Raw genomic sequence first — 21,943 nt, 5'->3', positions numbered from 1 at the left:
CAATCACGACGGCGGAGCAGCCGTTGCGTGCACACCCGCCTGCCGTCTCGGCGGCCAGGGCGCGTCGTTGGGGTTCCTTCTTCTATGCGGAACAAGTGCTCCGGGTCATGCGCAATTACGGCTGGTCCGTGGTGCTCTACAGCGTGGGGCAGCCCGTGGCCTACTTGTTCGCCATGGGAGTCGGGCTGGCAAGCCTGGTTGATGCGAACAGCGAATCCGTCTTCGGGGGCGTCAGCTACCTGGAATTCGTGGCACCAGCGCTGCTGGTGTCGGCGGCAGTCATGACGGCTTCCGGAGAATTCTCCTACCCCATCATGGACGGCTTCAAATGGCGGCGCGTATTCTACGGGCCGCACGCCTCGCCCCTGGTACCACAGCAAATAGCGAGCGGCCACATCATGGCAAGCACGCTCAGGTTCCTGCTGCAGTCGCTGGTCTACTTAGCGGTGGTGGCCATGTTCGGGGCCTCGCCGAGTCCCTGGGGATGGGCGTCCGCACTGGTTGCCACCGTGGCGGCATTGTCCTTCGGCCTGCCCCTCATGGCCTATGCCGCCAGCATCACCCAGGACAAGGGGCAGTTCGCGTTAGTGCAGCGATTCATCGTCATGCCACTCTTCTTGTTCTCCGGGACGTTCTTCCCCCTGGACACGCTGCCGTGGGCTGTCCGTTGGATCGGCTGGATATCGCCAGTGTGGCACGGAACCGAGCTGGGGCGGGTCTTCACTTATGGCATGGACGAGAACCCCTTGCTGACCATTACACATGTGGTGTACCTCCTGGCGACCGCCACGGCCGGCTGGCTGCTGGTCAGGCGCCAGTTCGTGAAGAGGATGGGCTCATGAGCATCCTGACCGGCGGCCACAGCGCCACGGATATCGCCCGGGAACGCAAGTTCGGACCGCTCTACTCCCGAAATGCCAAGGCCGTGGTGGCCCGTGGCCTCATGGCCGCGAAGTCCAGTACCTGGCTGGTGTTGCTGTCCGGGTTCTTCGAGCCGGTCCTCTTCCTGCTGGCAATGGGCGTAGGGATGGGCTCGATCGTGGGCACAGTCCAAGGACCCGGTGGCGCGGACATCAGCTACGCGGCCTACATAGCGCCGGCACTCCTGGCGGTCTCCGCCATGAACGGCGCCATTTACGATTCCACCTGGAACGTCTTCTTCAAGATGAACTTCGCAAAGCTGTACCAGGGGATGCTCTACACATCCCTTGGCCCGCTGGACGTTGCCATGGGCGAGATCTTCCTGGCGCTGTTGCGGGGTCTCCTCTACGCCACGGGTTTCACGGCAGTGATGGGAGTCATGGGGCTGATTACTACCTGGTGGGCCATCCTGGTTATTCCTGCGTCAGTACTGATCGCTTTCGGCTTTGCGAGCTTCGGCATGGGTATTACCAGCTTCATGAAGACGTTCCAGCAAATGGACTGGATCAACTTCTTCCTGCTGCCCATGTTCCTGTTCAGTGCCACGTTCTACCCGCTCAGCGTCTACCCGCAGGTCATCCAGTGGTTTATCCAGGCCATGCCCCTATGGCACGGGGTCGAGTTGCTGCGACAGATCAGCGTGGGCTCATTCAGTCCTGCCACTGCCATCCACGTTGGCTACTACCTGGTGATGATTGCCTTGGGGATCACGCTCACCACCGGACGGCTGCGTCAACTGTTCCTGAAGTGATGGCTTTGTGTTCGCCATCCGTGGAAGCGGCACAGGCACCTTCAGGGGTTTGCGACAATTGACTCATGCAATCTCTCGGCGACCCGCACCCGTCCACGTCCTCGTCCGGTAAAGGCCTTTTCAAGGGCTTCCGCATCGGCGGCCTGGGGATGACCGTAGTCATCATCGCTTTCGTGGTGGCTGTTATTTTCGCGGCCAACCAGAACGATTTTGTGGGTTGGGTAGTTGCGGTGGTCGCCTTCGGCTGGCTCGCGCTCGCCGCCTTCGTGGTGTTCAGCATTCGAAGGGCCGCGCGGCGCGCCGGAGCAAAATTGAGCGAAGCGCAAGCCGCCTTCAACTCGGCAACCGGCCGCGCGCCGTCGTCGTCCTCGGCTGACAGCGGCGGCACCCGCGTTGTCGCTGAACGCAGCCAGGCCGATGAAGTACGGGACCTAAAGCTGGACCACTCCTTCAAGATTGTCCAGGTGCAGGTGCGCGTTGTGGACGAGGAACGTGCCAAGGGTGCAGCGGCAAACCAGGACACCATCAACCGCGCGCTGGAAACCATCGCGATCACGGCCACCAATGCCCGGGACATGATCAAGTCCTCAGGTGGCTCGGACGAGCCCGTGGCCGGCACCATCATCGACTAGAGTAGACCGGGTGAGTACGGCATTGAAGAAGGACTTCCTTCGCATCGCATCGGTCAACGTCAATGGCCTTCGGGCTGCCTACAAGAACGGCATGGCGGAATGGCTGGAGCCACGCGAAGTAGACATCCTCTGCTTGCAGGAAGTCCGCGCTCCGGACGCAATCGTCAACACGCTGCTCGGCGAAGGTTGGTACATCCTCCACGCCGAGGCTGAGGCAAAGGGTCGCGCAGGCGTTGCCATTGCTTCCCGCGAGGAACCCACAGCCACCCGGATCGGAATCGGCGATGACTACTTCGCCACCGCCGGCCGCTGGGTTGAAGCGGATTTCATCGTCAGGAACACCGGCGGCGAAACCTCCACGTTGGCCGTGGTCAGCGCTTACGTTCACTCCGGTGAGGCAGGTACGCCCAAGCAGGATGACAAGTACCGCTTCCTGGACGCCATGACCACCCGCCTCCCCGAGCTCGCCAAGCACAGCGATCACGCGCTGGTAGTTGGCGACCTCAACGTTGGACACACTGAACTGGACATCAAGAACTGGAAGGGCAACGTCAAGCGTGCCGGTTTCCTGCCGGAGGAGCGCGCTTATTTCGACCGCTTCCTGGGTGAAGAAATCGGATGGAGGGATGTCCACAGGGGCCTGGCAGGAAATGTTGCCGGCCCCTACACCTGGTGGTCCCAGCGCGGAAAGGCCTTTGACACTGACACAGGCTGGCGCATCGACTACCACCTGGCTACTCCCGGACTTGCAGCAGCCGCGTTCTCGGCTGTCGTGGATCGGGCGCCTTCGTGGGACACCCGCTTCTCTGACCACGCACCGCTGGTAGTGGACTACCGGCTTTAAGCTTCACGAAAGTATTGCTCAATGACTAGCTCCATCACGACTGAAACCGGCACCCCAGCCGCCACACTGCCCAGCGGGAGTACCGTGACCTCCACCAAGCTTGCCGTTGGCGCCAAGCAGCGCGTCCTTTCAGGTATGCAGCCCTCTGCTGATTCCCTGCACCTTGGCAACTACCTTGGCGCTTTGGTCAACTGGGTTCGCATGCAGGACGAGTACGACGCCGTCTTCTTCATTCCGGATTTGCACGCCATCACCGTTCCGCAGGATCCTGCCGAGCTCGCCCGCCGCACCAGGGTTACGGCTGCCCAGTACATCGCCGGCGGCGTGGACGTGGAGAAGTGCACGCTGTTCGTGCAGTCTCAGGTCCCCGAGCATGCCCAGCTTGCGTGGGTACTGAACTGCATCACCGGTATGGGTGAAGCCGGCCGCATGACGCAGTTCAAGGACAAGGCACAGAAGCAGGGCTCGGACCACGCCAGCGTCGGCCTGTTCACCTATCCCATCCTGCAGGCTGCAGACATCCTCCTCTACCAGCCGCACGGCGTACCTGTCGGCGAAGACCAGCGCCAGCACGTGGAGCTGAGCCGGGACCTCGCCAACCGCTTCAACAGCCGTTTCGGCGAGACGTTCCAGGTGCCCGAGCCCTTCATCCAGAAGGAATCGGCAAAGATCTACGATCTCCAGAACCCCACGGCCAAGATGTCCAAGTCCGCTGAATCACCCGCAGGCCTCATCAACCTGTTGGATGATCCCAAGACCGTGGCCAAGCGCATCAAATCCGCTGTCACTGACACTGAGACCGAGATCCGCTACGACCGCGAAAACAAGCCGGGCGTCTCCAACCTGCTCACCATCTACTCGGCCATCAGTGGTACCCCGGTGGAGAAGATCGTGGCCGACTACCAGGGCAAGATGTACGGCCACCTCAAGGTAGACCTCGCCGAACTCGTCTCCGGACGCCTTGCCCCCATCCGTGAGCGGGCCAACGAACTTCTAGCGGACCCCGCAGAACTGGACCGTCTCCTGGCTCACGGTGCGGACAAAGCGCGTGAGATCGCCTCGGCGACGCTCGCCGATGTCTACTCCAAGGTAGGCTTCCTGCCCTACCGCGGGGATGCCTACCGCAGCGAGCAAGGAGTCCGCTAAGTTCATGTGCGCAGCTGGCCAGCTTAACGTCAAGACCGATACCCCCCAAGGCGTCGGTCCGGACGAATCGCGCCAGCCTGCTGTCACCGGCACCGATTGCGGTGCCGGTGACACCATGTGCGTTGGGGTGATCCTCGGCTTCCCGCCGGAGATCGCGCGTGAACTGCAGGCCTGGCGCGCTTCCTTTGGGGATCCCATGGCCGAAGTCATCCCAGCCCACATCACCCTCATCACCACCACGCCCACCCAGGATTGGGCAGCCACCCGGGACCACGTGCGCGAGATCGCCCGCTCACAGGAACCGTTCACCATCACCATCTCCGGTACCGGTTCGTTCCGGCCCGTTTCGCCCGTGGTTTTCGTCAACGTCGAAGAAGGCTTTGAAGAGTGCGTGCAACTGCACGAAAAGCTCCAGACGGGTCCGCTTGAGCGTTTGCTTCCTTTCCCGTACCACCCGCATGTCACCGTGGCCCATGATGTGGCCGAGGAAAATCTGGACGAGGCCGAAACGGTCCTGAGAGATTACCGGGCGACCTTCCCAGTGGTTAGCATGGGACTTTACGAGCACGACACCAATGGAATTTGGCAGCTACGGGAAGAGCTCGACTTTGGCGGCGACACTGACGAAACGCAGCAGGCGGAATCAACATCCACCGGCGGGAAGTCCTCCGCTGCCAACTGAGCTGGCAAAGCTAAAACTTCAACTTCTTCACAAGCGGCAGGACTGGGGCCATGCCAAACGTGCCGGAGAAGGCCTGCCGAAGAGGGCCGGAGCCCTTCTCGCCCTCCTGATTGCCAGGCTGAACACCAACCGGGCCATGCGCTCCTTCCAGAACTACACCCGGCAGCATGGGCCACTTCTGAGTGCGGGCATCGGCTTCAACATGTTCTTCTCCATCACGGGTCTGCTCACCACCGGTTTCGCCGTCGCCGGAATCGTCCTCGGCGGCAACCCGGTCCTCGAAGACGCCGTCATTGGCAGCGTTGCCTCTGCAGCTCCGGGACTCCTCCAGGTCAACGGCGGCGAGGGACTGGTCGATCCGCAAACGCTCCTCAATCCCTCAGGGCTTGGATGGACTGCGGTCATCGCGGCTGCGGTAACCATCTTCACGTCCCTTGGGTGGATTGCCAGTGTCAGGGAAGGCCTGCGTGGCGTGATGGATGCTGATCCGCTCCAGCGCAGCCCCATCCTGCAGAAACTGATCGACGCCGGCACCCTCCTGCTCCTTGGCATGATCCTCGTGGTCAGCGCCGGCGCATCCCTGATCTTTGGCACGGCTGCTGCCTGGATCTTCGACCTCCTCCGGTTGGACGAAGCAGTGGCGGCTCCCGTGGCGGCCGTCGTCAAGGTCGTCGTCCCCCTCCTGCTGAACTGCGCGACGGCGGCAGTGTTGTTCCATATCGCCGGTGGCCTAAAGCTGGGGCGCCAGGCGTTCATCGAAGGGGTTGCGCTGGCTGGCATCGGGACCACCGTGCTTCAGCTGTTCAGTACCGAACTCCTCGCCCGGGCAGGACAGAACCCTGTCCTCGCCTCGTTCGCCATCATCATCGGCCTTCTGATCTGGTTCAACCTGGTAAGCCAGGTGTACCTTGTTTCGGCTTCGTGGGCCGCCATCCGCGAAGCTGACCTGCAGGCAGGGGAGACCCCGCGCAAGAGGCTCCTCGGTTCACGCCGCACAACGCCCCAGACGTAAGAGTTGCTTTCTTCCAGGAGGTTTCATGAACAACCAGTTGTGGATCGCTTGCCTCCTGGGAACCGCTGCAGGGCTGGTGGTTGGCCAGCTCGTCTTCAACTCTCCATTTGTGGGAATCCTCGTTGGCCTCGGCCTGGGCGCCTTGGTTGGAGCGGCTGTAGGACCCCGCCGCGAATAGAGGACCCCGCCGCGAATAGCAACGCGGGGTCACTTACGGCCCATCCGGAGGGGGATTATGGGCCGTAAGTGACCCCGCGTTGGTTCCAATCCGGCTATGGTGCCCGGACCAGACCTTCCCACCTGACGGTCCAGTCAGCCGGGAAACCTGGTGCGTGGCGGTCCGGTCCGTTGTCCCAACCAGCGGCCATCAACGCGACGGCGGCGAGCAGCCCACCATTCCCAGGCAGATATAGCGGAAGCGAATCCGTTTGACGGTTGTGCCCGTTTGTCAGCACGGTGTTTTTTCCGGCGTCCAGCAGAAGGGCGTCGACGGCGGCCTCCGGGTCCTCCAAACGGGCGGCTGTCATTGCCATTACTGGATAGTCCCAACCCCAAGTACTGCCCCAATCCCAGTCCGCCAGGACATCCGACAGGGTTGCCCGCATGATGTCCGGATCAATCAGGTCCGTCAGAGGCAGGACGCCCAGCGCGCACAGCATCGAAGGGTGGTCCGTGCGGATGGTGAAGGGCTCCACGTCGATCGCAGCGTAAGCGCCATTCACCACGCGTGGCTTTACCAAAGCGTCCGCAACGTCAGTCCACGCTTCCACGGGTTCCAGACCCAGCCGCTCACGCCAGGCAGCTGCGGTCCGCAGCCCCCACTGCCAGTAAGCCAACTCAAATGTGGGATTGGTGACCCTGGCCCGGATGGAGCCGTAGCTTTCCTGTGCAGGAATCAAGGGTGGCCCCAGCTCGAATCCACGCTGCGTTGGATGGGCGAAGCTGGCCATGAAGGCAGCTGACTCGAACACAATCTCCGCGAATTCTTCCAACACCTCACGGCTGGGATTTGCCCGGTACGCAAGCTCGGCCAAGTAAATGGGGTGTGGCTGCTGCCAGATCAGGAATGTTCCGATCGGACTTGGGCTTTCACGGCCGTCCGGCCCGATCTGCTTGGGCCAGCGCACGCCGTCGAATCCTTGCGCGTTTGCCGTTTGACGCGATACCTCCAGCACTGTGGAGTACCACCGTAGCGATGGCAGGAGCAGCTCCACCCGGTTCCAGTGGGCAAAGTGCGCAGCATGCCACCAGTGCATTTCCAAGTGGAAGCGGCCGCGCCAGGAGTTGCACACGAGTCCGGTTTCCTGCGGAGGCAGCGAACCTGAGCAATTGATCGCCGTCAGATACTGCGAAAGGACAATCCGGCGCTCAAGTTCCTTTGCTCTGGGATCGTCGGTCGCATCAAGTTCGATCGCCCCGCCGGAGGACCAGAACCCGGGCCAATAGGCCTCCGAAGCTGCGGTCACGCTAAGGGCAAGTGAAAGCCCGACGCCGGTCTGGCCAATGGCGTCAGGGCTCACCGCTGGCGTCGTGGCTGTTGGCCTGTTGTTGCCTCGAGGGATGCAGTCGCCATCTCCGGCGGACAGGAAGGCGACGGTGAAGTCCAGCATCTGGTTGGTTTCCGGACGCCCGGTCATGGCGTGAGCTACTCGGAGTTGGTGCTGTCCGGTCTGTTCCACTGTCAGGTTGTCGCCGGTGATCACCACCTGATAGCGGGCCTCATCCAGTTCCCGGTGGACTGTCCATGTTGGACAGCCATCATGCTCTTCGGACATCACGGGACCGTCTACCGAGGTGGTGTGGGCGTCCGGACTGTTCCAGTCAGCCGCGTCGTGCCAGGCCTCGGAACCGTAGGGAAAGCTGATGCCAACAAGCAGACCGGCGCCCAGTGCTGGCGACTCCACGCGGAAGCCGAGTTCGTCGTGGTCCGGGTGGCACGCCGTCGTGACCTTGACGGGGTGTCCGGCCAAGGTGAAGCGGCTGATGATTACTCCCGACCATAAATCGAGTGTTTGTTCGGTGTCGGTGATTTCAGCCTCAAGGATGGAGCGCGCCGTGCCATTCTCCAGCCACCGGAAGCCGATGCGCCCCAGGTCCAGCCGGTGCTGGTTCGCCCGGAGCCAGGTTTCAGCCGTGGATGTGTCTGTCTCGCGATCATTGACGATGCCACCCACCATGTCCACGTAGGGCACTGGGCCGCGGGGGGAATCGTAGAGGACTATCGAGTCGGCAAGGTCGTACGGCTGCGGCGGCGGCACGGAGTGCCAACCCCATTGTGACTGGGTTCCCAGAAGCGTGCCCGGCGGGAGGTCATCGCGGGCGCCCACAGGGTAAGACGCCGGCAGGGACTGGAGTCCGGTGACGTCAACGGTGAAGCCGAACTCGCCATTGCCCACGGAGAGCGGGCTTCCGGGATCGAGACGACTCTGATGGACGTTGTGCCGCTGAACGAGAGCCTTCCGGTCGATTTTTCCGGCTATTGTGTGCACTCCGCACGCCCTCCCAGTTTCGTGATCGAAATAGTTAATGCTCATAACTATTGACGAGCATAAACCCTCTTGATACGTTTCAGGAACCGTTTTCTCAGACTTGAAGGAAGTTACCCAATGACGCGTAAATCTGTCCGTCGCATGCGAAAGTCAGTAGCAGTTTTGGCTGCCGTCAGCCTGTTGGGGCTCACCGTGGCATGCTCCAGCCCCTCATCCAACCAGTCCGGGGACGGGCCCGTGGAAATACGGTTCTCGTGGTGGGGCAATGCCACCCGCGCCGAACTGACCAACAAGGCCATCAAGGAGTTCGAGGCCGCCAACCCCAACATCAAGGTCAAGCCGGAGTATGGCGACATTGGAGGCTACTTCGACAAGCTGGCAACCCAGGTGGCAGCCAACGACGCCCCCGATGTCATCACCATGGGAGGTGCCTACCCGGCCGAGTATGCAAACCGCGGCGCACTGCTGGATCTGTCCAAGGTGGAGGGCTCACTCGACCTCTCCAAAATGGATCAGGGAGCCCTTGAAAACGGCCAGGTCAAGGGCAAGCAGTACGGCATCTCAACCGGTGCCAACGCTTTGGCCATCGTGGTGAACCCCGCTGTTTTCCAAGCGGCAGGCGTTTCCCTGCCGGATGACAACACGTGGTCATGGGATGACTTCGCAAAGACCGCAGAGGACATCACGGCCAACAGCCCCAAGGGAACGTACGGTACAGCCACAGTCCTCACGCATGACTCGCTGGACGCTTTCGCCCGTCAGCGGGGCAAGTCGCTTTACACAGAAGACGGCCAGTTGGGACTGGACAAGGAAACCGTGCAGGACTACTTCGATTTCTCGCTCAAGCTCAGCGAGTCAGGCGCGGCCCCCAGCGCTTCGGAGACGGTAGAAAAGCTCAACGTCAGCACTGAGCAGACACTTATGGGCATGGGGCAGGCCGGCATGATGCTCACCTGGACTAACTCCCTGACCGCACTGAGCAAAGCCTCCGGCGCTGAGCTGAAGTTGCTGAAACTGCCTGGGGAGACGCCCACGCCCGGCATCTGGCTGCAGTCTTCGCAGTTTTACACCATCTCAGCCCGCAGCAAGCACACGGATGCCGCTGCCAAGCTGGTCAATTTCCTCGTGAACAATGAGGCCGCAGCAAAAATCATCCAGAGCGACCGTGGCGTACCCAGCAACTCCGGCATGCGTACGGCCATCCAGGATCTGCTGACTCCGCAAGGCAAGGCAGAGGCCGCCTATATCGACCAGATCGGCAAGATGGATTTCGCGCCCACCTTCATCGGTCCCACGGGCTCCACGGCAGTCTCCGAGATCACGGCGCGCATCAACACCGAAGTCCTCTTCAAGCGGCTGACGCCGGACAAAGCCGCCGAGCAGTGGCTTAGTGAGAGCAAAGCGGCCATCGGCAAATAGGGAACACCAACGCGGGGTCACTTAGGGCCCATCCGGAAGGGGATTATGGGCCCTAAGTGACCCCGCGTTGCTTTAATCAGTGGGCGTCCCGGACTTCCAAGTAGGGATCAGCCCAAGCGCTGATGATCCGTGCCACCCGGGCGGCTTGTCCCTTGCCCGTCAGGAGGTGCTCGCTGCCCTCCAGCGAAATGAAGCTGCGAGGATGCCGGGCCGTCCGGAAGATTTCGCTGGCGTTGTCGATGCCCACGGTGTTGTCAGTGGGGGAGTGCATCACCATCAAGGGCCTATGGAGCGTGCGGATGCAGTCGCGCAGGTCAGCGCGTTCCACATCCTCCACAAAGTGCCGGCGGATTTCCATGGGCCTGCCGCCCAGGTCAACCACGGCGCTGCCGTCGCGCAGGATGGAATCTATTTCGGCGTCGAACATGTGCTCGACGTGCTTTGGCTCGTAAGGTGCGCCCACCGTCACAACGGCGTTGAGGCCGGGGATGTCGCGTGCAGCAGCCAGCACCGCGGCGCCACCGAAGGAGTGGCCCACCAGCAAGGAGATCCCCCTGCCCTGCTCCCGCATGAAGTCGGCAGCGAGAATGGTGTCGGCCACTTTGACGCTGAACGAGCCTGCGGACCATTCTCCGGCAGAGCCGCCCAGGCCAAGGTTGTCGAACCGGAGCATGCCCACACCCTGCTCCGCGAGCCCTTTGCAAATCCGGGAAGCAGCGGGGCTGTCCTTGCCCAGGGTCAGGCCGTGCGAGTACACACCCCAGCCACGGACAGGGCCCTCAGGCACGTCTACAATGCCAGCGAGGGCATCACCCGTACTTCCAGTGAAAGTGATCTTCTCAGGGCGTGACACGCTGGTCTCCTTGCTTTTGCACTATCGGGCCGGAGCCGGACTGGTGAAGTGATTAACGACGACGGCGCCACTCACCAACAGGGGTGGGCGGCGCCGTCGTCGTTTGGTTCCTAGGGGGACCGGCGAACTAGATCTTGCGGGCCAGGATGGCCTGCTTGACCTCGGCGATTGCCTGGGTCACCTGAATGCCGCGGGGGCATGCTTCCGAGCAGTTGAAGGTGGTGCGGCAACGCCACACGCCTTCTTTGTCGTTCAGGATTTCCAGGCGCATGTCGCCGGCGTCATCACGGGAATCGAAGATGAAGCGGTGTGCGTTGACGATTGCGGCCGGACCAAAGTACTGGCCGTCGGTCCAGAAGACCGGGCAGGACGAGGTGCAGGCAGCACAGAGGATGCACTTGGTGGTGTCGTCAAAGCGCTCACGGTCGTCAACGGACTGCAGGCGTTCCTTGGTGGGCTCGTGGCCCTTGTTGATCAGGAACGGCATGACTTCGCGGAACGACTGGAAGAAGGGTTCCATGTCCACGATCAGGTCCTTCTCCACGGGGAGGCCCTTGATCGGCTCGACCGTGATGGGCTTGGTGGTGTCCAGGTCCTTCAGCAGCGTCTTGCAGGCGAGGCGGTTACGGCCGTTGATGCGCATGGCATCCGAACCACAAACACCGTGTGCGCAGGAGCGGCGGAAGGAAACGCTGCCGTCGATCTCCCACTTGACTTTGTGCAGGGCATCCAGAACTCGGTCCGTGCCATACATGGTCAGCTTGTAGTCATCCCAGCGGGCTTCTTCCGAGATTTCGGGATCGTACCGGCGGACGCGCAGGGTGATGTGGAAAGTGGGGATTTCACCGTCGCCGGCGACACTCGCCGGAAGCTCGATCTTGGAAGCGGGCTCTGCCATTTCGGTAGTCATTAGTACTTACGCTCCATCGGCTCGTAACGGGTGAAGACAACGGGCTTGGTCTCCAAACGGATGCCCGCAACGGATTCGGCCGACGAGTCGACGGTAACGGAGGAGTCCAGGTAAGCCATGGAGTGCTTCATGAACTTTTCGTCGTCGCGGTCCGGGAAGTCCTCGCGGTAGTGGCCGCCGCGCGACTCTTCACGGTGCAGTGCACCGACGGTCATGACCTTGGCCATGTCCAGGAGGAAGCCCAGTTCCACGGCTTCCAGCAGGTCCAGGTTGAAGCGCTTGCCCTTGTCCTGGACGGTGACGTTCTTGTACCGCTCTTCGAACGAGGCGATGTCGCTGAGCACCTTTTCCAGGGATTCCTTGGTGCGGAACACCTGCATGTTCGCGTCCATGGTGTCCTGCAGTTCCTTGCGGATCTGGGCAACACGCTCGGTGCCGCTGCCGTTAAGCAGGCCGTCAAGGATGCCTCGCGTCATGGCCTCCGGGTCCTCGGGCAGCTCGACGAAGTCGGCCGTCTTGGAGTACTCGGCGGCCGCGATGCCGGCGCGCTTGCCGAAGACGTTGATGTCCAGGAGCGAGTTGGTGCCCAGACGGTTGGAGCCGTGGACGGATACGCAAGCAACTTCACCGGCTGCGTAGAGGCCCGGAACGATCGTGTCGTTGTCCTGGAGGACTTCGGTAGTGATGTTCGTGGGAATGCCACCCATGGCGTAGTGCGCAGTGGGGAACACCGGAACCGGGTCCGTGAACGGTTCCACACCAAGGTAGGTGCGGGCGAACTCGGTGATGTCCGGAAGCTTGGCCTCGATGTGGGCAGGCTCAAGGTGGGTCAGGTCCAGGAGGACGTAGTCCTTGTTCGGACCACAACCACGGCCTTCACGCACTTCATTCGCCATGGCGCGGGCCACGATGTCACGGGGTGCAAGGTCCTTGATGGTGGGGGCGTAACGCTCCATGAAGCGTTCACCCTCGGAGTTACGCAGGATGGCACCTTCACCACGTGCACCCTCGGTGAGGAGGATGCCCAGGCCTGCGAGGCCGGTCGGGTGGAACTGGAAGAATTCCATGTCTTCCAGGGGGATGCCACGGCGGAAGGCGATGCCCATGCCGTCGCCTGTCAGGGTGTGGGCGTTGGAGGTCGTCTTGAAGACCTTGCCTGCACCGCCGGAGGCGAACACTACGGACTTGGCCTGGAAAACGTGCAGTTCACCGGAAGCAAGATCGTAGGAGACTACGCCGGCGACACGCTTCTGCTTGTACGGGGTACCGTCTTCGCGTACTGCGTCTTCTTCGACGATCAGCAGGTCAAGGACGTAGTACTCGTTGTAGAACTCAACGTTGTGCTTGACGCAGTTTTGGTACAGCGTCTGCAGGATCATGTGGCCCGTGCGGTCGGCAGCGTAGCAAGCACGGCGGACAGGAGCCTTGCCGTGGTCGCGGGTGTGGCCACCAAAGCGGCGCTGGTCGATCCGGCCTTCGGGTGTGCGGTTGAACGGCAGACCCATCTTCTCCAGGTCCAGCACGGCGTCGATGGCTTCCTTCGCCATGACCTCGGCTGCGTCCTGGTCAACCAGGTAGTCGCCACCCTTGATCGTGTCAAAGGTGTGCCACTCCCAGTTGTCTTCTTCGACGTTGGCCAGTGCTGCACACATGCCACCCTGGGCTGCACCGGTGTGCGAGCGGGTGGGGTAGAGCTTGGTCAGTACCGCTGTGCGTGCGCGCTGACCGGATTCGATCGCGGCGCGCATGCCGGCGCCACCTGCACCGACAATGACGACGTCGTACTTATGGACCTGCATACCAGATGCTCTCTCTTTCAAAAATTCAGATGGTCGGCGGAGGCTGTTCCGCTAAGTCGGGCGCAACCGGTTCCCTGCGGGGCCGGCCGGCTGCGCCAGGAAGCCGCTACGGGGCCGGGCAGAAGCCGCCAGGCAGCTGAACGCCGTCGACGACGGGGCACGGGTTGAACGTGAAGATCACCAGGGTGCCGAGAATGATGATGACAGCCGTGGCTGCATAGAGGACTACCTTGAGCCAGAAGCGCGTGGAGTCCTTTTCAGCGTAGTCGTTGATGATGGTGCGGACGCCGTTGGTTCCGTGCAGCATGGCAAGCCAGAGCATGGCGAGGTCCCAGAACTGCCAGAAGGGATCTGCCCACTTACCGGCAACGAAACCGAAGTCGATGGCGTGGATACCCTCACCCACCAGCAGGTTCACGAAGAGGTGGCCGAAGATCAGCACCACCAGGACGATGCCGGAGAGGCGCATGAAGAGCCAGGCGATCATCTCGAAGTTGCCACGGCTGGAGCCGGTGCGGTTGTACTTCGGAGCAATCTTGCCCGAACCGATTTTTCCGCTGCGGGGGGATTCGATCGTCGTCATGGTTTAGTGGCCTCCCAGCGCGAGGGAAAGGTGGCGGATAGCGAAGCCGGCGAACGTAACGAGCCACAGCGCAAGCACGATCCACAGCATTTGGCGCTGGTACTTCGCGCCTTTCTTCCAGAAGTCGATGGCGATCACACGAAGGCCGTTGAAGGCGTGGAAGATGATCGCGGCGACCAGGCCCGTTTCACCCAGGGCCATGAGGGGGTTCTTGTAAGCACCAATGACGGCCGTGTAGGCCTCGGGGGACACGCGCACCAATGAGGTGTCCAACACATGGACCAACAAGAAGAAAAAGATCACTACACCGGTAATACGGTGTCCAACCCAGGACCACATGCCTTCACGGCCGCGGTACAAGGTGCCAGCTGGTTTTGTCGGCACTGATTAAACCTTCCTGCAACACAGCGGCGCTGGCATGGGATCCATGCGGGGGGAACGCCTGCTGCGAGAGCACTCGTAGCTCACGCCTAAATCTAGGCTTCGCTACCAGCTTATTCAATTTAGGACGCGCTTCTCTGGTTGTTAATTCCATGTTTCCTGCCCGTATTTAGGCGATATTTCGGCGATTTCCCGTACTTCGTGAGACGAAGGCCACATGTGTGGAGGCCTGCGGGGCTTCGCAGCCGCGTCGGATAAAGTGTTGCGGTGAGTACAGAAGACGCGACATTCCCGGAATCTCCATTGAACCGCTTCCACGCGGTTATTCCGGCGGGCGGTGTGGGGACCCGGCTGTGGCCACTCTCGCGTGCCGCTGCGCCCAAGTTCCTCCACGACCTGACCGGCTCCGGCAGCACGTTGTTGAGGGCCACCTATGACCGCCTTGAGCCGCTGGCCGGTGAGCGGGTGCTTGTTGTGACCGGCGAGGCACACCGTGCCGCTGTATGCCGGCAGCTCCCCGAGGTGGGCGATGACGAGCTGGTGCTCGAGAGCGAGCCCAAGGACTCCGGTGCTGCCATCGGATTGGCCGCCGCGATTCTCCACCGCCGCGACCCGGAGACCATCATGGGTTCGTTCGCCGCGGACCAGGTGATCAGCCCTGACGACCTCTTCCAGGAGACCGTGCGCGAGGCAATTTACACCGCTGCCACGGGCAAGATCGTCACGATCGGCATCAAGCCCACGCACCCCTCCACCGGCTTCGGCTACATCCGCTCCGGTGAAGCACTGAACGTGGAAGGCGCTCCGAACGCGCTTGCCGTGGCTGAGTTTGTTGAGAAGCCCAGCGAGGAAGTCGCGAAGAAATATGTAGAAGCAGGGGACTACGTCTGGAACGCAGGCATGTTCGTGGCTCCCGTAGCGCTCATGCTCCAGCACCTCGAAGCGAACCAGCCGGAGTTGTTCAAGGGCCTCCAGGAAATTGCCGAAGCCTGGGATACGCCACAGCGCGCTGAAGTTACCGCGCGTGTCTGGCCCACACTGCCCAAGATTGCGATCGACTACGCGGTTGCCGAGCCGGCAGCGGCAGCCGGCGATGTCGCCGTCGTGCCTGGTACTTTCCGCTGGGACGACGTTGGCGACTTTGCCGCGATCGGCCGCCTGAACAATGCGGGCGACGTCGATGAAGTTACCGTTCTTGGCGAAGGTGCCCGGGTGTTTGCCGAGAATGCGAGCGGCGTAGTGGTGTCCGATACCAAGCGCGTGATTGCCCTCATCGGCATCAAGGACGTGGTCATCGTGGACACGCCCGACGCACTCCTGGTGACTACCAAGGAACATGCCCAGTTGGTCAAGGGCACTGTCGACGCCCTGAAAGCCAGTGGCGATACGGACGTCCTGTAGCAATCCCTTATACCGTGAGCCACCTCTTTGGTTGTCCTGCGCCTGAACGCAGCGTAACCAAGAGGTGGCTTTCGTTCTTCGGAGGCCGCGGATGGCTAGAGTTGTGACGTGCGCAATTACACGACTGAAACCGAGCCGACCCCCGTTGTAAGTCCGTGGGTGGATGAGCTGCTGCCTGGACTCATCGATTTCAGGCGGGACCTGCACGCGCACCCTGAACTTTCCTTCAAGGAATTCCGCACCACCGACAAACTCGCGGAGCGGCTCGAAGCTGCAGGATTGCAGCCGCGCCGCCTTGAAGGAACCGGACTTACGGTGGACGTGGGCGAAGGCCCTATTGCCACTGCACTGCGCGGTGACATCGACGCCTTGCCCATCATCGAGGAAACGGGCCTGCCGTTCGCTTCCAAGAACCACGGCGTCACGCACGCCTGCGGGCATGACGTCCACACCACCACCATGCTCGGCATCGCCTTGGTGCTGCAGCGGATGCACAAGAACACCCCGCTGGGCGGGACTGTCCGCATTATTTTCCAGCCAGCCGAGGAGACGATGCCCGGCGGTGCTTTGTCCTGTATCGAGCAGGGCGTGCTGGAGGGCGTTCCCCGGATCCTTGCGTTGCACTGCGATCCCAGGATCAACGTGGGCAAGATCGGCACCCGGATCGGGGCCATCACCTCGGCATCGGACACCATCAAGATCGAGCTCACGGGCCGGGGTGGCCACACGTCCAGGCCGCACCTGACGGAAGACCTCGTCTTTGCCCTGGCGCAGATTGCGGTCAACGTACCAGCCGTGCTCTCCCGTCGCGTGGATGTCCGCAGCGGCGTGTCAGTGGTGTGGGGCCAGATCTCGGCAGGTTCGGCACCCAACGCGATCCCGGGCACTGGCTACATGGCGGGCACCATGCGCTGCCTTGACCGCGATGCCTGGCACAGTGCCGGGGAGCTGCTGGACGACGTCGTGAAGCAGGTTGCCGCTCCTTACGGCGTGGACGTGCACCTGGAGCACACCCGCGGCGTTCCTCCAGTGGTCAACTCCGAGCATGAGACGGCCCTGATTGAAGCGGCGGCGCGAGCCGAACTCGGCGAGAACGCCGTCGTCCTGACACCCCAGTCCATGGGTGGCGAAGACTTCGCCTGGTTCCTGGCAGACCTCCCGGGAGCCATGATGCGGCTCGGCACCCACACGCCCGGGGGCGAGGAATATGACCTTCACCGTGGCGACTTCATCGTGGATGAACGCGCCCTTGGCTACGCCATCCGCGTCCTGACCGCAGCCGCCCTCCGCACCATCCGCGACCTCCAGGACTGAACCCAACTGAGTCGCAGTTAAGCGCGTTTTGAGCTGGCGGTTTCTAGCGGTTATCGCAACAGGAAGGTTCTGATCATCTCATTTGGGGTGCAGAAGTCGAAGCGTTGGCGGGGTCTGTCGTTGAGTTCGTGGGCGACGTAATCGAGGTCTGTTTGGCTGTAGATGCTGAGGTCTGTGCCTTTGGGGAAGTATTGGCGCAGGAGTCCGTTGGTGTTCTCGTTCGAGCCGCGTTGCCAGGGTGAGTGGGGATCGCAGAAGTAGATGTCGATATCGGCTGCGATCTTTACTTCCTTGTGCCTGCTCATCTCGGTCCCTTGGTCCCAGGTCAGCGAGAGCCTCAGCTCGTCGGGAAGGGCGCTCATTTTGCTGATCAGCCCGTCCCGGACGGACTCGGCACGGTTTTGATCTGCGGGTACGTGGACGAGCATCACGAACCCGGTGGTGCGTTCCACGACGGTGCCGATGGCGGTTTTACCGTCCTTGCCTATGATGAGGTCGCCCTCCCAGTGGCCTGGTACCGCACGGTCTTCGACCTCGGCGGGGCGGTCGGCGATCATGACCATTCCCTGGATTCTGCCGCGGCGTTCGTCCGGGCGGCGTTGGGGTTTGCGCAAGGTCCGGCCGGTGCGCAGGTTCTTCACCAGTTCCCGCTTCAGTCCGCCCCGGGACTCAAGATAGAGGGACTGGTAGATGGTCTCGTGTAACACCCACATCTCCGGGTTGTTCGGGTGGTCCTTGCGGAGCCGGCCGGCGATCTGGACCGGCGAGTCTTTCTTACCGAGTCGCTTTTCGACTTCCTTGCGCAAGGCTTCGTTGCTTTTGAGCTTAGCGGTCTTGGGCCGGGCCGCCCTGGCATGGGCCCGGGCATGGGCAGTGGTGGCCCGGTAGTAGTAGACCTCATCGGCGTTCCGACGCAGTTCCCGAGATATCGTCGAGGGCGACCGGCCCAACCGCCGGGCGATCTCACGGACGGATTCCTTGCCCCTGAGCAAGGCAATTTGCTCGCGTTCATCAAAGGACAGCGAACGCCCCGAAAGGGTCCGACCCCTACGGGGCCGGACCCCTCCCGAGGACCTCAGCTCACGCCGAACGGTCGTTACCGACCATCCGACAGACTCTCCCGCTTCTTCAAAACGGGAACCGTCCGCTACCTGCTGCCAAAACGACTGAACAACCTCAGCAACCAAACGACTTGAGAACTTCACCACGGCAATCGACACCCTTCAATAATCAGGTGTTGCGATCACCGCATGATTCGAAGCTCTCAAAACGCGCTTATCTGCGACTTACTTGGGTACCAGCACGGGAAGATGAGTTGTGCACAATTGAATTGTGCACTATCGTTTTCTTCATGAGTGATGCACCCCGACTCCGCCACCAGGTCTGCTTTGCGTTGTATTCAGCGTCCAAAGCGGCGACGGCGGTCTACCGCCCCGTGCTGGACGAGCTGGGTCTGACCTATCCGCAGTACCTGGTGATGCTGGTCCTGTGGGAGCAGGAACCGCGCAGCGTGCGGGAACTTGGCTCCGAACTCGGGCTGGACTCCGGTACGTTATCGCCCCTCCTGAAGCGCCTTGAAGCCCTTGGTCTCGTTGAGCGCCACCGATCCGTTGAGGATGAACGCCGGGTGGATGTCGTCCTGACCGACGCCGGCAGGGAGTTGAGCACCCGCGCCCAGGCTGTCCCCAAGCGCCTCGCTGATGCCGCGGGCCTGTCCCCGGACGAAATTGAGCAACTGCATGCGACGCTCGGCAAACTCACGGCGGCACTGCAGAAGTCACTCTGACACTTCCAAAGCCACCCACAAGCCCTTTGATATCCAAGAGAAAAGGAATATTCGTGAAGACTCTCTACACTGCCGAGGCTTTGGCCTCCGGCGAAGGCCGCGACGGCAACGCCCGCACCAACGACGGCAAGCTCGACGTCGCCCTCGCCAGCCCGGTTGAGCTCGGAGGCAACGGACAGGGCACCAACCCCGAGCAATTGTTCGCCGCCGGCTACGCGGCATGCTTCCACTCCGCCCTGCGTTTGGTGGGCCGCAAGGAACGCGTTGACCTCAGCGATTCCGCCGTTGCCGCCAAGGTCCACTTCGGTGCACTCACCGACCGCGAGGGTTACGGCTTGGCCGCCGAGCTGGAGATCGCGCTGCCCGCCTTGGATCGCGACACCGCCGAGGAACTGATGGCCAAGGCCCACCAGATCTGCCCGTATTCCAACGCCACCCGCGGCAACATGGCAGTGGACCTCAAGCTCGTGGAGTTTGCAGCATGAGCACTGCGACAACTGTCCTGCCAGTGGAAACCCGGGAAATCCAGCTCACCTCGCGTCCTGTCGGCCGCCCATCGCCGGAGAACTTCCGCCTGGCCGCCTCCGGGCTGCCGGACCTTCAGGACGGGCAGATCCTGGTCCGGAACCAGTTCATGTCCGTGGACCCCTATATGCGCGGGCGGATGAATGACGTCAAGTCCTACTCGGCACCTTTCCGCCTGGATGCAGCGCTCGACGGCGGTGCGGTAGGTGAGGTGATCGCGTCCAGGTCCGACGCGCACAAGGTGGGTGACGTCGTCGTGCATCAGCTGGGGTGGCGTGAGCACGCGGTGGTGGACGCGGCCGCGACAACCACCGTTCCAAGCGGCCTTGCTCCAACATCGGCATTCCTTGGTGCTTTGGGCATGACGGGCCTGACCGCGTATGCGGGCCTGCTCAAAGTTGCCGAGTTCAAAGAAGGCGATGTCGTCTTCGTGTCGGGAGCAGCGGGTGCTGTGGGATCCATGGTGGGCCAGATTGCGAAGGCGTCGGGAGCCGGCAAGGTGATCGGCAGTGCCGGTTCTGCCGGGAAGGTCGCCAGGCTGCTGGAGCTCGGTTTTGATGCCGCCTTCAACTACAACGATGGTCCCGTTCTTGAGCAGTTGCGTGAAGCTGCGGGGGAGCGCGGCATCGATGTGTACTTCGACAATGTTGGTGGCGAACACCTTGAAGCCGCCCTGGCTACGCTCACCGTGGGCGGGCGCGTTGCCATGTGTGGTGCCATTGCCCAATACAACTCCACCGAGCCGCCGGTTGCACCAAGGAACCTGGCCGTGGCGATTGGCAAGCAGCTGACACTGCGTGGATTCCTCGTTGGTGGCCAGCGTCAGCACGCGGCGGAATTCGCGGAGAAGATGGCCGGTTGGCTGGCGGACGGAACAGTTCGCTACGACGAGACGATCGTGGACGGCCTGGAGAACGCACCACAGGCATTCATTGATTTGCTGGACGGCGCAAATACCGGAAAGATGCTCGTCCGGCTGTGATCTGCTGGGTGGGCCGGGTGTGACTTGCACACCCGGCTACTGCTTGGTAACAAAAGGTCAACAATCTGCCCTCGGGGACCGGATTGTGCTACCTGCGTGTGGTCTGCGCCACTAGTGTTGGGGGTATCAAGGCGCTTCGGCGCAGTGCTGCGAACTTCAGTGAAAACAGAATTTCTGCCTCGGGTATTCGAAACGGACACTCATTGACCATCCGTCGTAGCGCGACTCACTTTCTTCCTGGAGGAAAATTGAAGAACCCACTGCGTTCCACCCTTAAGCGCGGTTCAATGGCCGGAATTGCAACCGCAGGAGCCGCAGCGCTCTTGCTCAGCGGTTGCGGACAAGCTCCCGACGCCGGTTCGGGCGCCGCCACCAAGAGTGACTACATCGGCTGCATTGTGTCCGACTCCGGCGGATTCGATGACCAGTCCTTCAACCAGTCCTCATTCGAGGGTTTGCAGAAGGCCGAAAAGGACCTTGGCATCACCATGAAGTCGGCTGAGTCCAAGGCCAACAGCGACTACGAGGCCAACCTCAACGGTATGGTTTCCGCTGGGTGCAACCTGACCGTCACGGTGGGCTTCCTCCTGGACGGCGCCACCAAGGCTGCCGCGGAGAAGAACCCCGACAAGCACTTCGCGATCATCGACTTCTCGTATCCGACCCCCATCCCCAACGTGAAGTCGGTGGTTTATGACACAGCCCAGGCTGCCTACCTCGCAGGCTACGCCGCAGCCTCAGCAAGCAAGACCGGCAAGGTGGGAACCTTCGGCGGCATCAAGCTCCCTACAGTCACCATTTTCATGGACGGTTTCTATGACGGCGTCCAGGCCTACAACAAGGCCAAGGGCAAGTCTGTACAGGTTGTCGGCTGGGACAAGGCCAGCCAGGATGGCTCGTTCACGGGTGACTTCGAGAAGCAGGACACCGGCAAGCAAATCACCAAGAACCTGCTGGACCAGGGCGCGGACATCATCATGCCCGTAGCAGGCCCGGTGGGCAAGGGTGCAGGTGCAGCCCTAAAGGAAGCCAAGGCCGCCGGCAAGGACGTCAAGCTCATCTGGGTTGACTCCGACGGCTACCTCACTGCTCCTGAGTACAAGGACCTTATGCTGACCTCCGTGGTCAAGCAGATGGGTCAGGCTGTTGAAACCGTGGTGAAGGACGACAAAGACGGCAAGTTCAGCAACGAAGCCTACGTTGGCACCTTGGCCAATGAGGGTGTGGCCATCGCACCGTTCCACGACCTCGATTCCGCAGTTTCCGCCGAGACCAAGTCCGAGCTCGACAAACTGAAGGCGGACATCGTGTCCGGCAAGCTGGTTGTTGAATCAGCGTCAAGCCCCAAGAAGTAACAACTCCCGGACGCGCCGCCAGTACCGAGTGCCGGTACTGGCGGCGCGTTTTTGCCCTGACCTGCGCCTATTTTGCGGACGCCAGCGCCTATCTTGCTGGCCCTCGCAAGAATAGGCTTCTGCTCAAAGCCAATGGCTTTGAGCAGTACAGCCGTCCC

General features: G+C 61.8%; 22 protein-coding genes. 15 read left to right on the top strand and 7 right to left on the bottom strand.

Annotation, left to right across the window (positions count from 1 at the left end; translation table 11 throughout):
• Positions 1 to 2: 2 nt before the first annotated feature.
• From AC6I97_RS18185 to AC6I97_RS18150, 8 genes are all read left to right on the top strand, one after another.
• Positions 3 to 842 carry an ABC transporter permease gene (locus AC6I97_RS18185; protein WP_224167479.1) on the top strand — a complete coding sequence of 280 codons (840 nt, stop codon included), beginning with the start codon at positions 3 to 5 and terminating at the stop codon, positions 840 to 842.
• Positions 839 to 1,672: an ABC transporter permease gene (locus tag AC6I97_RS18180; RefSeq protein WP_497945784.1), complete on the top strand. Its 834-nt coding sequence runs from the start codon at positions 839 to 841 to the stop codon at positions 1,670 to 1,672. Before AC6I97_RS18185 ends, AC6I97_RS18180 begins: the two co-directional genes overlap by 4 nt.
• A gap of 65 nt (positions 1,673 to 1,737) precedes the next feature.
• Positions 1,738 to 2,304 carry a hypothetical protein gene (locus tag AC6I97_RS18175; RefSeq protein WP_224091521.1) on the top strand — a complete coding sequence of 189 codons (567 nt, stop codon included), beginning with the start codon at positions 1,738 to 1,740 and terminating at the stop codon, positions 2,302 to 2,304.
• A 10-nt stretch (positions 2,305 to 2,314) separates the two neighbouring features.
• On the top strand, positions 2,315 to 3,148 hold the full coding sequence (locus tag AC6I97_RS18170) for an exodeoxyribonuclease III (RefSeq protein WP_497945782.1): 834 nt from the start codon (positions 2,315 to 2,317) through the stop codon (positions 3,146 to 3,148).
• Between the two features lie 21 nt (positions 3,149 to 3,169).
• Positions 3,170 to 4,294: a tryptophan--tRNA ligase gene (gene trpS / locus AC6I97_RS18165; protein WP_224166789.1), complete on the top strand. Its 1,125-nt coding sequence runs from the start codon at positions 3,170 to 3,172 to the stop codon at positions 4,292 to 4,294.
• A gap of 4 nt (positions 4,295 to 4,298) precedes the next feature.
• Positions 4,299 to 4,976, top strand: coding sequence for a 2'-5' RNA ligase family protein (locus AC6I97_RS18160; RefSeq protein WP_224166790.1), 678 nt, complete (start codon positions 4,299 to 4,301; stop codon positions 4,974 to 4,976).
• Complete coding sequence (locus AC6I97_RS18155; protein WP_497945780.1) at positions 4,903 to 5,988, top strand: YihY/virulence factor BrkB family protein; 1,086 nt, start codon at positions 4,903 to 4,905, stop codon at positions 5,986 to 5,988. Before AC6I97_RS18160 ends, AC6I97_RS18155 begins: the two co-directional genes overlap by 74 nt.
• Positions 5,989 to 6,013: 25 nt before the next feature.
• Positions 6,014 to 6,166, top strand: a complete 153-nt coding sequence (locus AC6I97_RS18150; RefSeq protein WP_224091527.1) for a hypothetical protein — start codon at positions 6,014 to 6,016, stop codon at positions 6,164 to 6,166.
• 94 nt (positions 6,167 to 6,260) lie between these two features.
• Here the strand turns inward: AC6I97_RS18150 and AC6I97_RS18145 are convergent, their stop codons facing one another.
• Positions 6,261 to 8,477 carry a hypothetical protein gene (locus AC6I97_RS18145; RefSeq protein ID WP_497945778.1) on the bottom strand — a complete coding sequence of 739 codons (2,217 nt, stop codon included), beginning with the start codon at positions 8,475 to 8,477 and terminating at the stop codon, positions 6,261 to 6,263.
• A 117-nt stretch (positions 8,478 to 8,594) separates the two neighbouring features.
• Here AC6I97_RS18145 and AC6I97_RS18140 point away from each other — a divergent pair, with 117 nt between their 5' ends.
• A complete protein-coding gene (locus tag AC6I97_RS18140) occupies positions 8,595 to 9,896 on the top strand; it encodes an ABC transporter substrate-binding protein (protein ID WP_497945777.1) in 1,302 nt (433 codons plus the stop codon).
• A 76-nt stretch (positions 9,897 to 9,972) separates the two neighbouring features.
• Here AC6I97_RS18140 and AC6I97_RS18135 read toward each other — a convergent pair whose 3' ends face one another.
• From AC6I97_RS18135 to sdhC, 5 genes are all read right to left on the bottom strand, one after another.
• On the bottom strand, positions 9,973 to 10,749 hold the full coding sequence (locus tag AC6I97_RS18135; RefSeq protein WP_497945775.1) for an alpha/beta hydrolase family protein: 777 nt from the start codon (positions 10,747 to 10,749) through the stop codon (positions 9,973 to 9,975).
• Between the two features lie 127 nt (positions 10,750 to 10,876).
• The gene (locus AC6I97_RS18130) at positions 10,877 to 11,659 is read right to left on the bottom strand and encodes a succinate dehydrogenase iron-sulfur subunit (RefSeq protein ID WP_497945774.1); all 783 of its coding nucleotides are present in this window, start codon (positions 11,657 to 11,659) and stop codon (positions 10,877 to 10,879) included.
• Positions 11,659 to 13,458, bottom strand: a complete 1,800-nt coding sequence (sdhA, locus tag AC6I97_RS18125; RefSeq protein ID WP_224091532.1) for a succinate dehydrogenase flavoprotein subunit — start codon at positions 13,456 to 13,458, stop codon at positions 11,659 to 11,661. The genes AC6I97_RS18130 and sdhA overlap by 1 nt, the downstream gene beginning before the upstream one ends.
• 106 nt (positions 13,459 to 13,564) lie before the next feature.
• A complete protein-coding gene (locus AC6I97_RS18120; RefSeq protein WP_216924882.1) occupies positions 13,565 to 14,041 on the bottom strand; it encodes a succinate dehydrogenase hydrophobic membrane anchor subunit in 477 nt (158 codons plus the stop codon).
• Positions 14,042 to 14,044: 3 nt separating this feature from the next.
• Complete coding sequence (sdhC, locus tag AC6I97_RS18115) at positions 14,045 to 14,425, bottom strand: succinate dehydrogenase, cytochrome b556 subunit (RefSeq protein ID WP_089594138.1); 381 nt, start codon at positions 14,423 to 14,425, stop codon at positions 14,045 to 14,047.
• A 264-nt stretch (positions 14,426 to 14,689) separates the two neighbouring features.
• On the opposite strand from sdhC, the gene AC6I97_RS18110 reads away from it, so the two are divergent.
• Positions 14,690 to 15,823: a mannose-1-phosphate guanylyltransferase gene (locus AC6I97_RS18110; protein WP_224091533.1), complete on the top strand. Its 1,134-nt coding sequence runs from the start codon at positions 14,690 to 14,692 to the stop codon at positions 15,821 to 15,823.
• A 108-nt stretch (positions 15,824 to 15,931) separates the two neighbouring features.
• The gene (locus tag AC6I97_RS18105) at positions 15,932 to 17,137 is read left to right on the top strand and encodes an amidohydrolase (protein ID WP_497945772.1); all 1,206 of its coding nucleotides are present in this window, start codon (positions 15,932 to 15,934) and stop codon (positions 17,135 to 17,137) included.
• 50 nt (positions 17,138 to 17,187) lie between these two features.
• On the opposite strand, the gene AC6I97_RS18100 is transcribed toward AC6I97_RS18105, so the two are convergent.
• Entirely contained in the window at positions 17,188 to 18,357 is a 1,170-nt protein-coding gene (locus AC6I97_RS18100) for an IS30 family transposase (RefSeq protein WP_497945770.1), read from the bottom strand.
• A 131-nt stretch (positions 18,358 to 18,488) separates the two neighbouring features.
• Between AC6I97_RS18100 and AC6I97_RS18095 the strand changes: the two genes are divergently transcribed.
• From AC6I97_RS18095 to AC6I97_RS18080, 4 genes are all read left to right on the top strand, one after another.
• Positions 18,489 to 18,923 carry a MarR family winged helix-turn-helix transcriptional regulator gene (locus tag AC6I97_RS18095; RefSeq protein WP_497945768.1) on the top strand — a complete coding sequence of 145 codons (435 nt, stop codon included), beginning with the start codon at positions 18,489 to 18,491 and terminating at the stop codon, positions 18,921 to 18,923.
• 53 nt (positions 18,924 to 18,976) lie between these two features.
• Complete coding sequence (locus AC6I97_RS18090; RefSeq protein ID WP_216924886.1) at positions 18,977 to 19,408, top strand: organic hydroperoxide resistance protein; 432 nt, start codon at positions 18,977 to 18,979, stop codon at positions 19,406 to 19,408.
• Positions 19,405 to 20,430 carry an NADP-dependent oxidoreductase gene (locus tag AC6I97_RS18085; protein ID WP_224091539.1) on the top strand — a complete coding sequence of 342 codons (1,026 nt, stop codon included), beginning with the start codon at positions 19,405 to 19,407 and terminating at the stop codon, positions 20,428 to 20,430. The genes AC6I97_RS18090 and AC6I97_RS18085 overlap by 4 nt, the downstream gene beginning before the upstream one ends.
• Before the next feature lie 248 nt (positions 20,431 to 20,678).
• A complete protein-coding gene (locus tag AC6I97_RS18080) occupies positions 20,679 to 21,785 on the top strand; it encodes a BMP family lipoprotein (protein WP_497945767.1) in 1,107 nt (368 codons plus the stop codon).
• The last annotated feature ends 158 nt before the right edge of the window (positions 21,786 to 21,943 follow it).

The sequence above is a fragment of the Arthrobacter sp. TmtSoilC48 genome, from assembly GCF_059739425.1.
The sequence above is the reverse complement of the archived record's forward strand: the minus strand, read 5'-3'. Positions and strand labels throughout refer to the sequence as shown.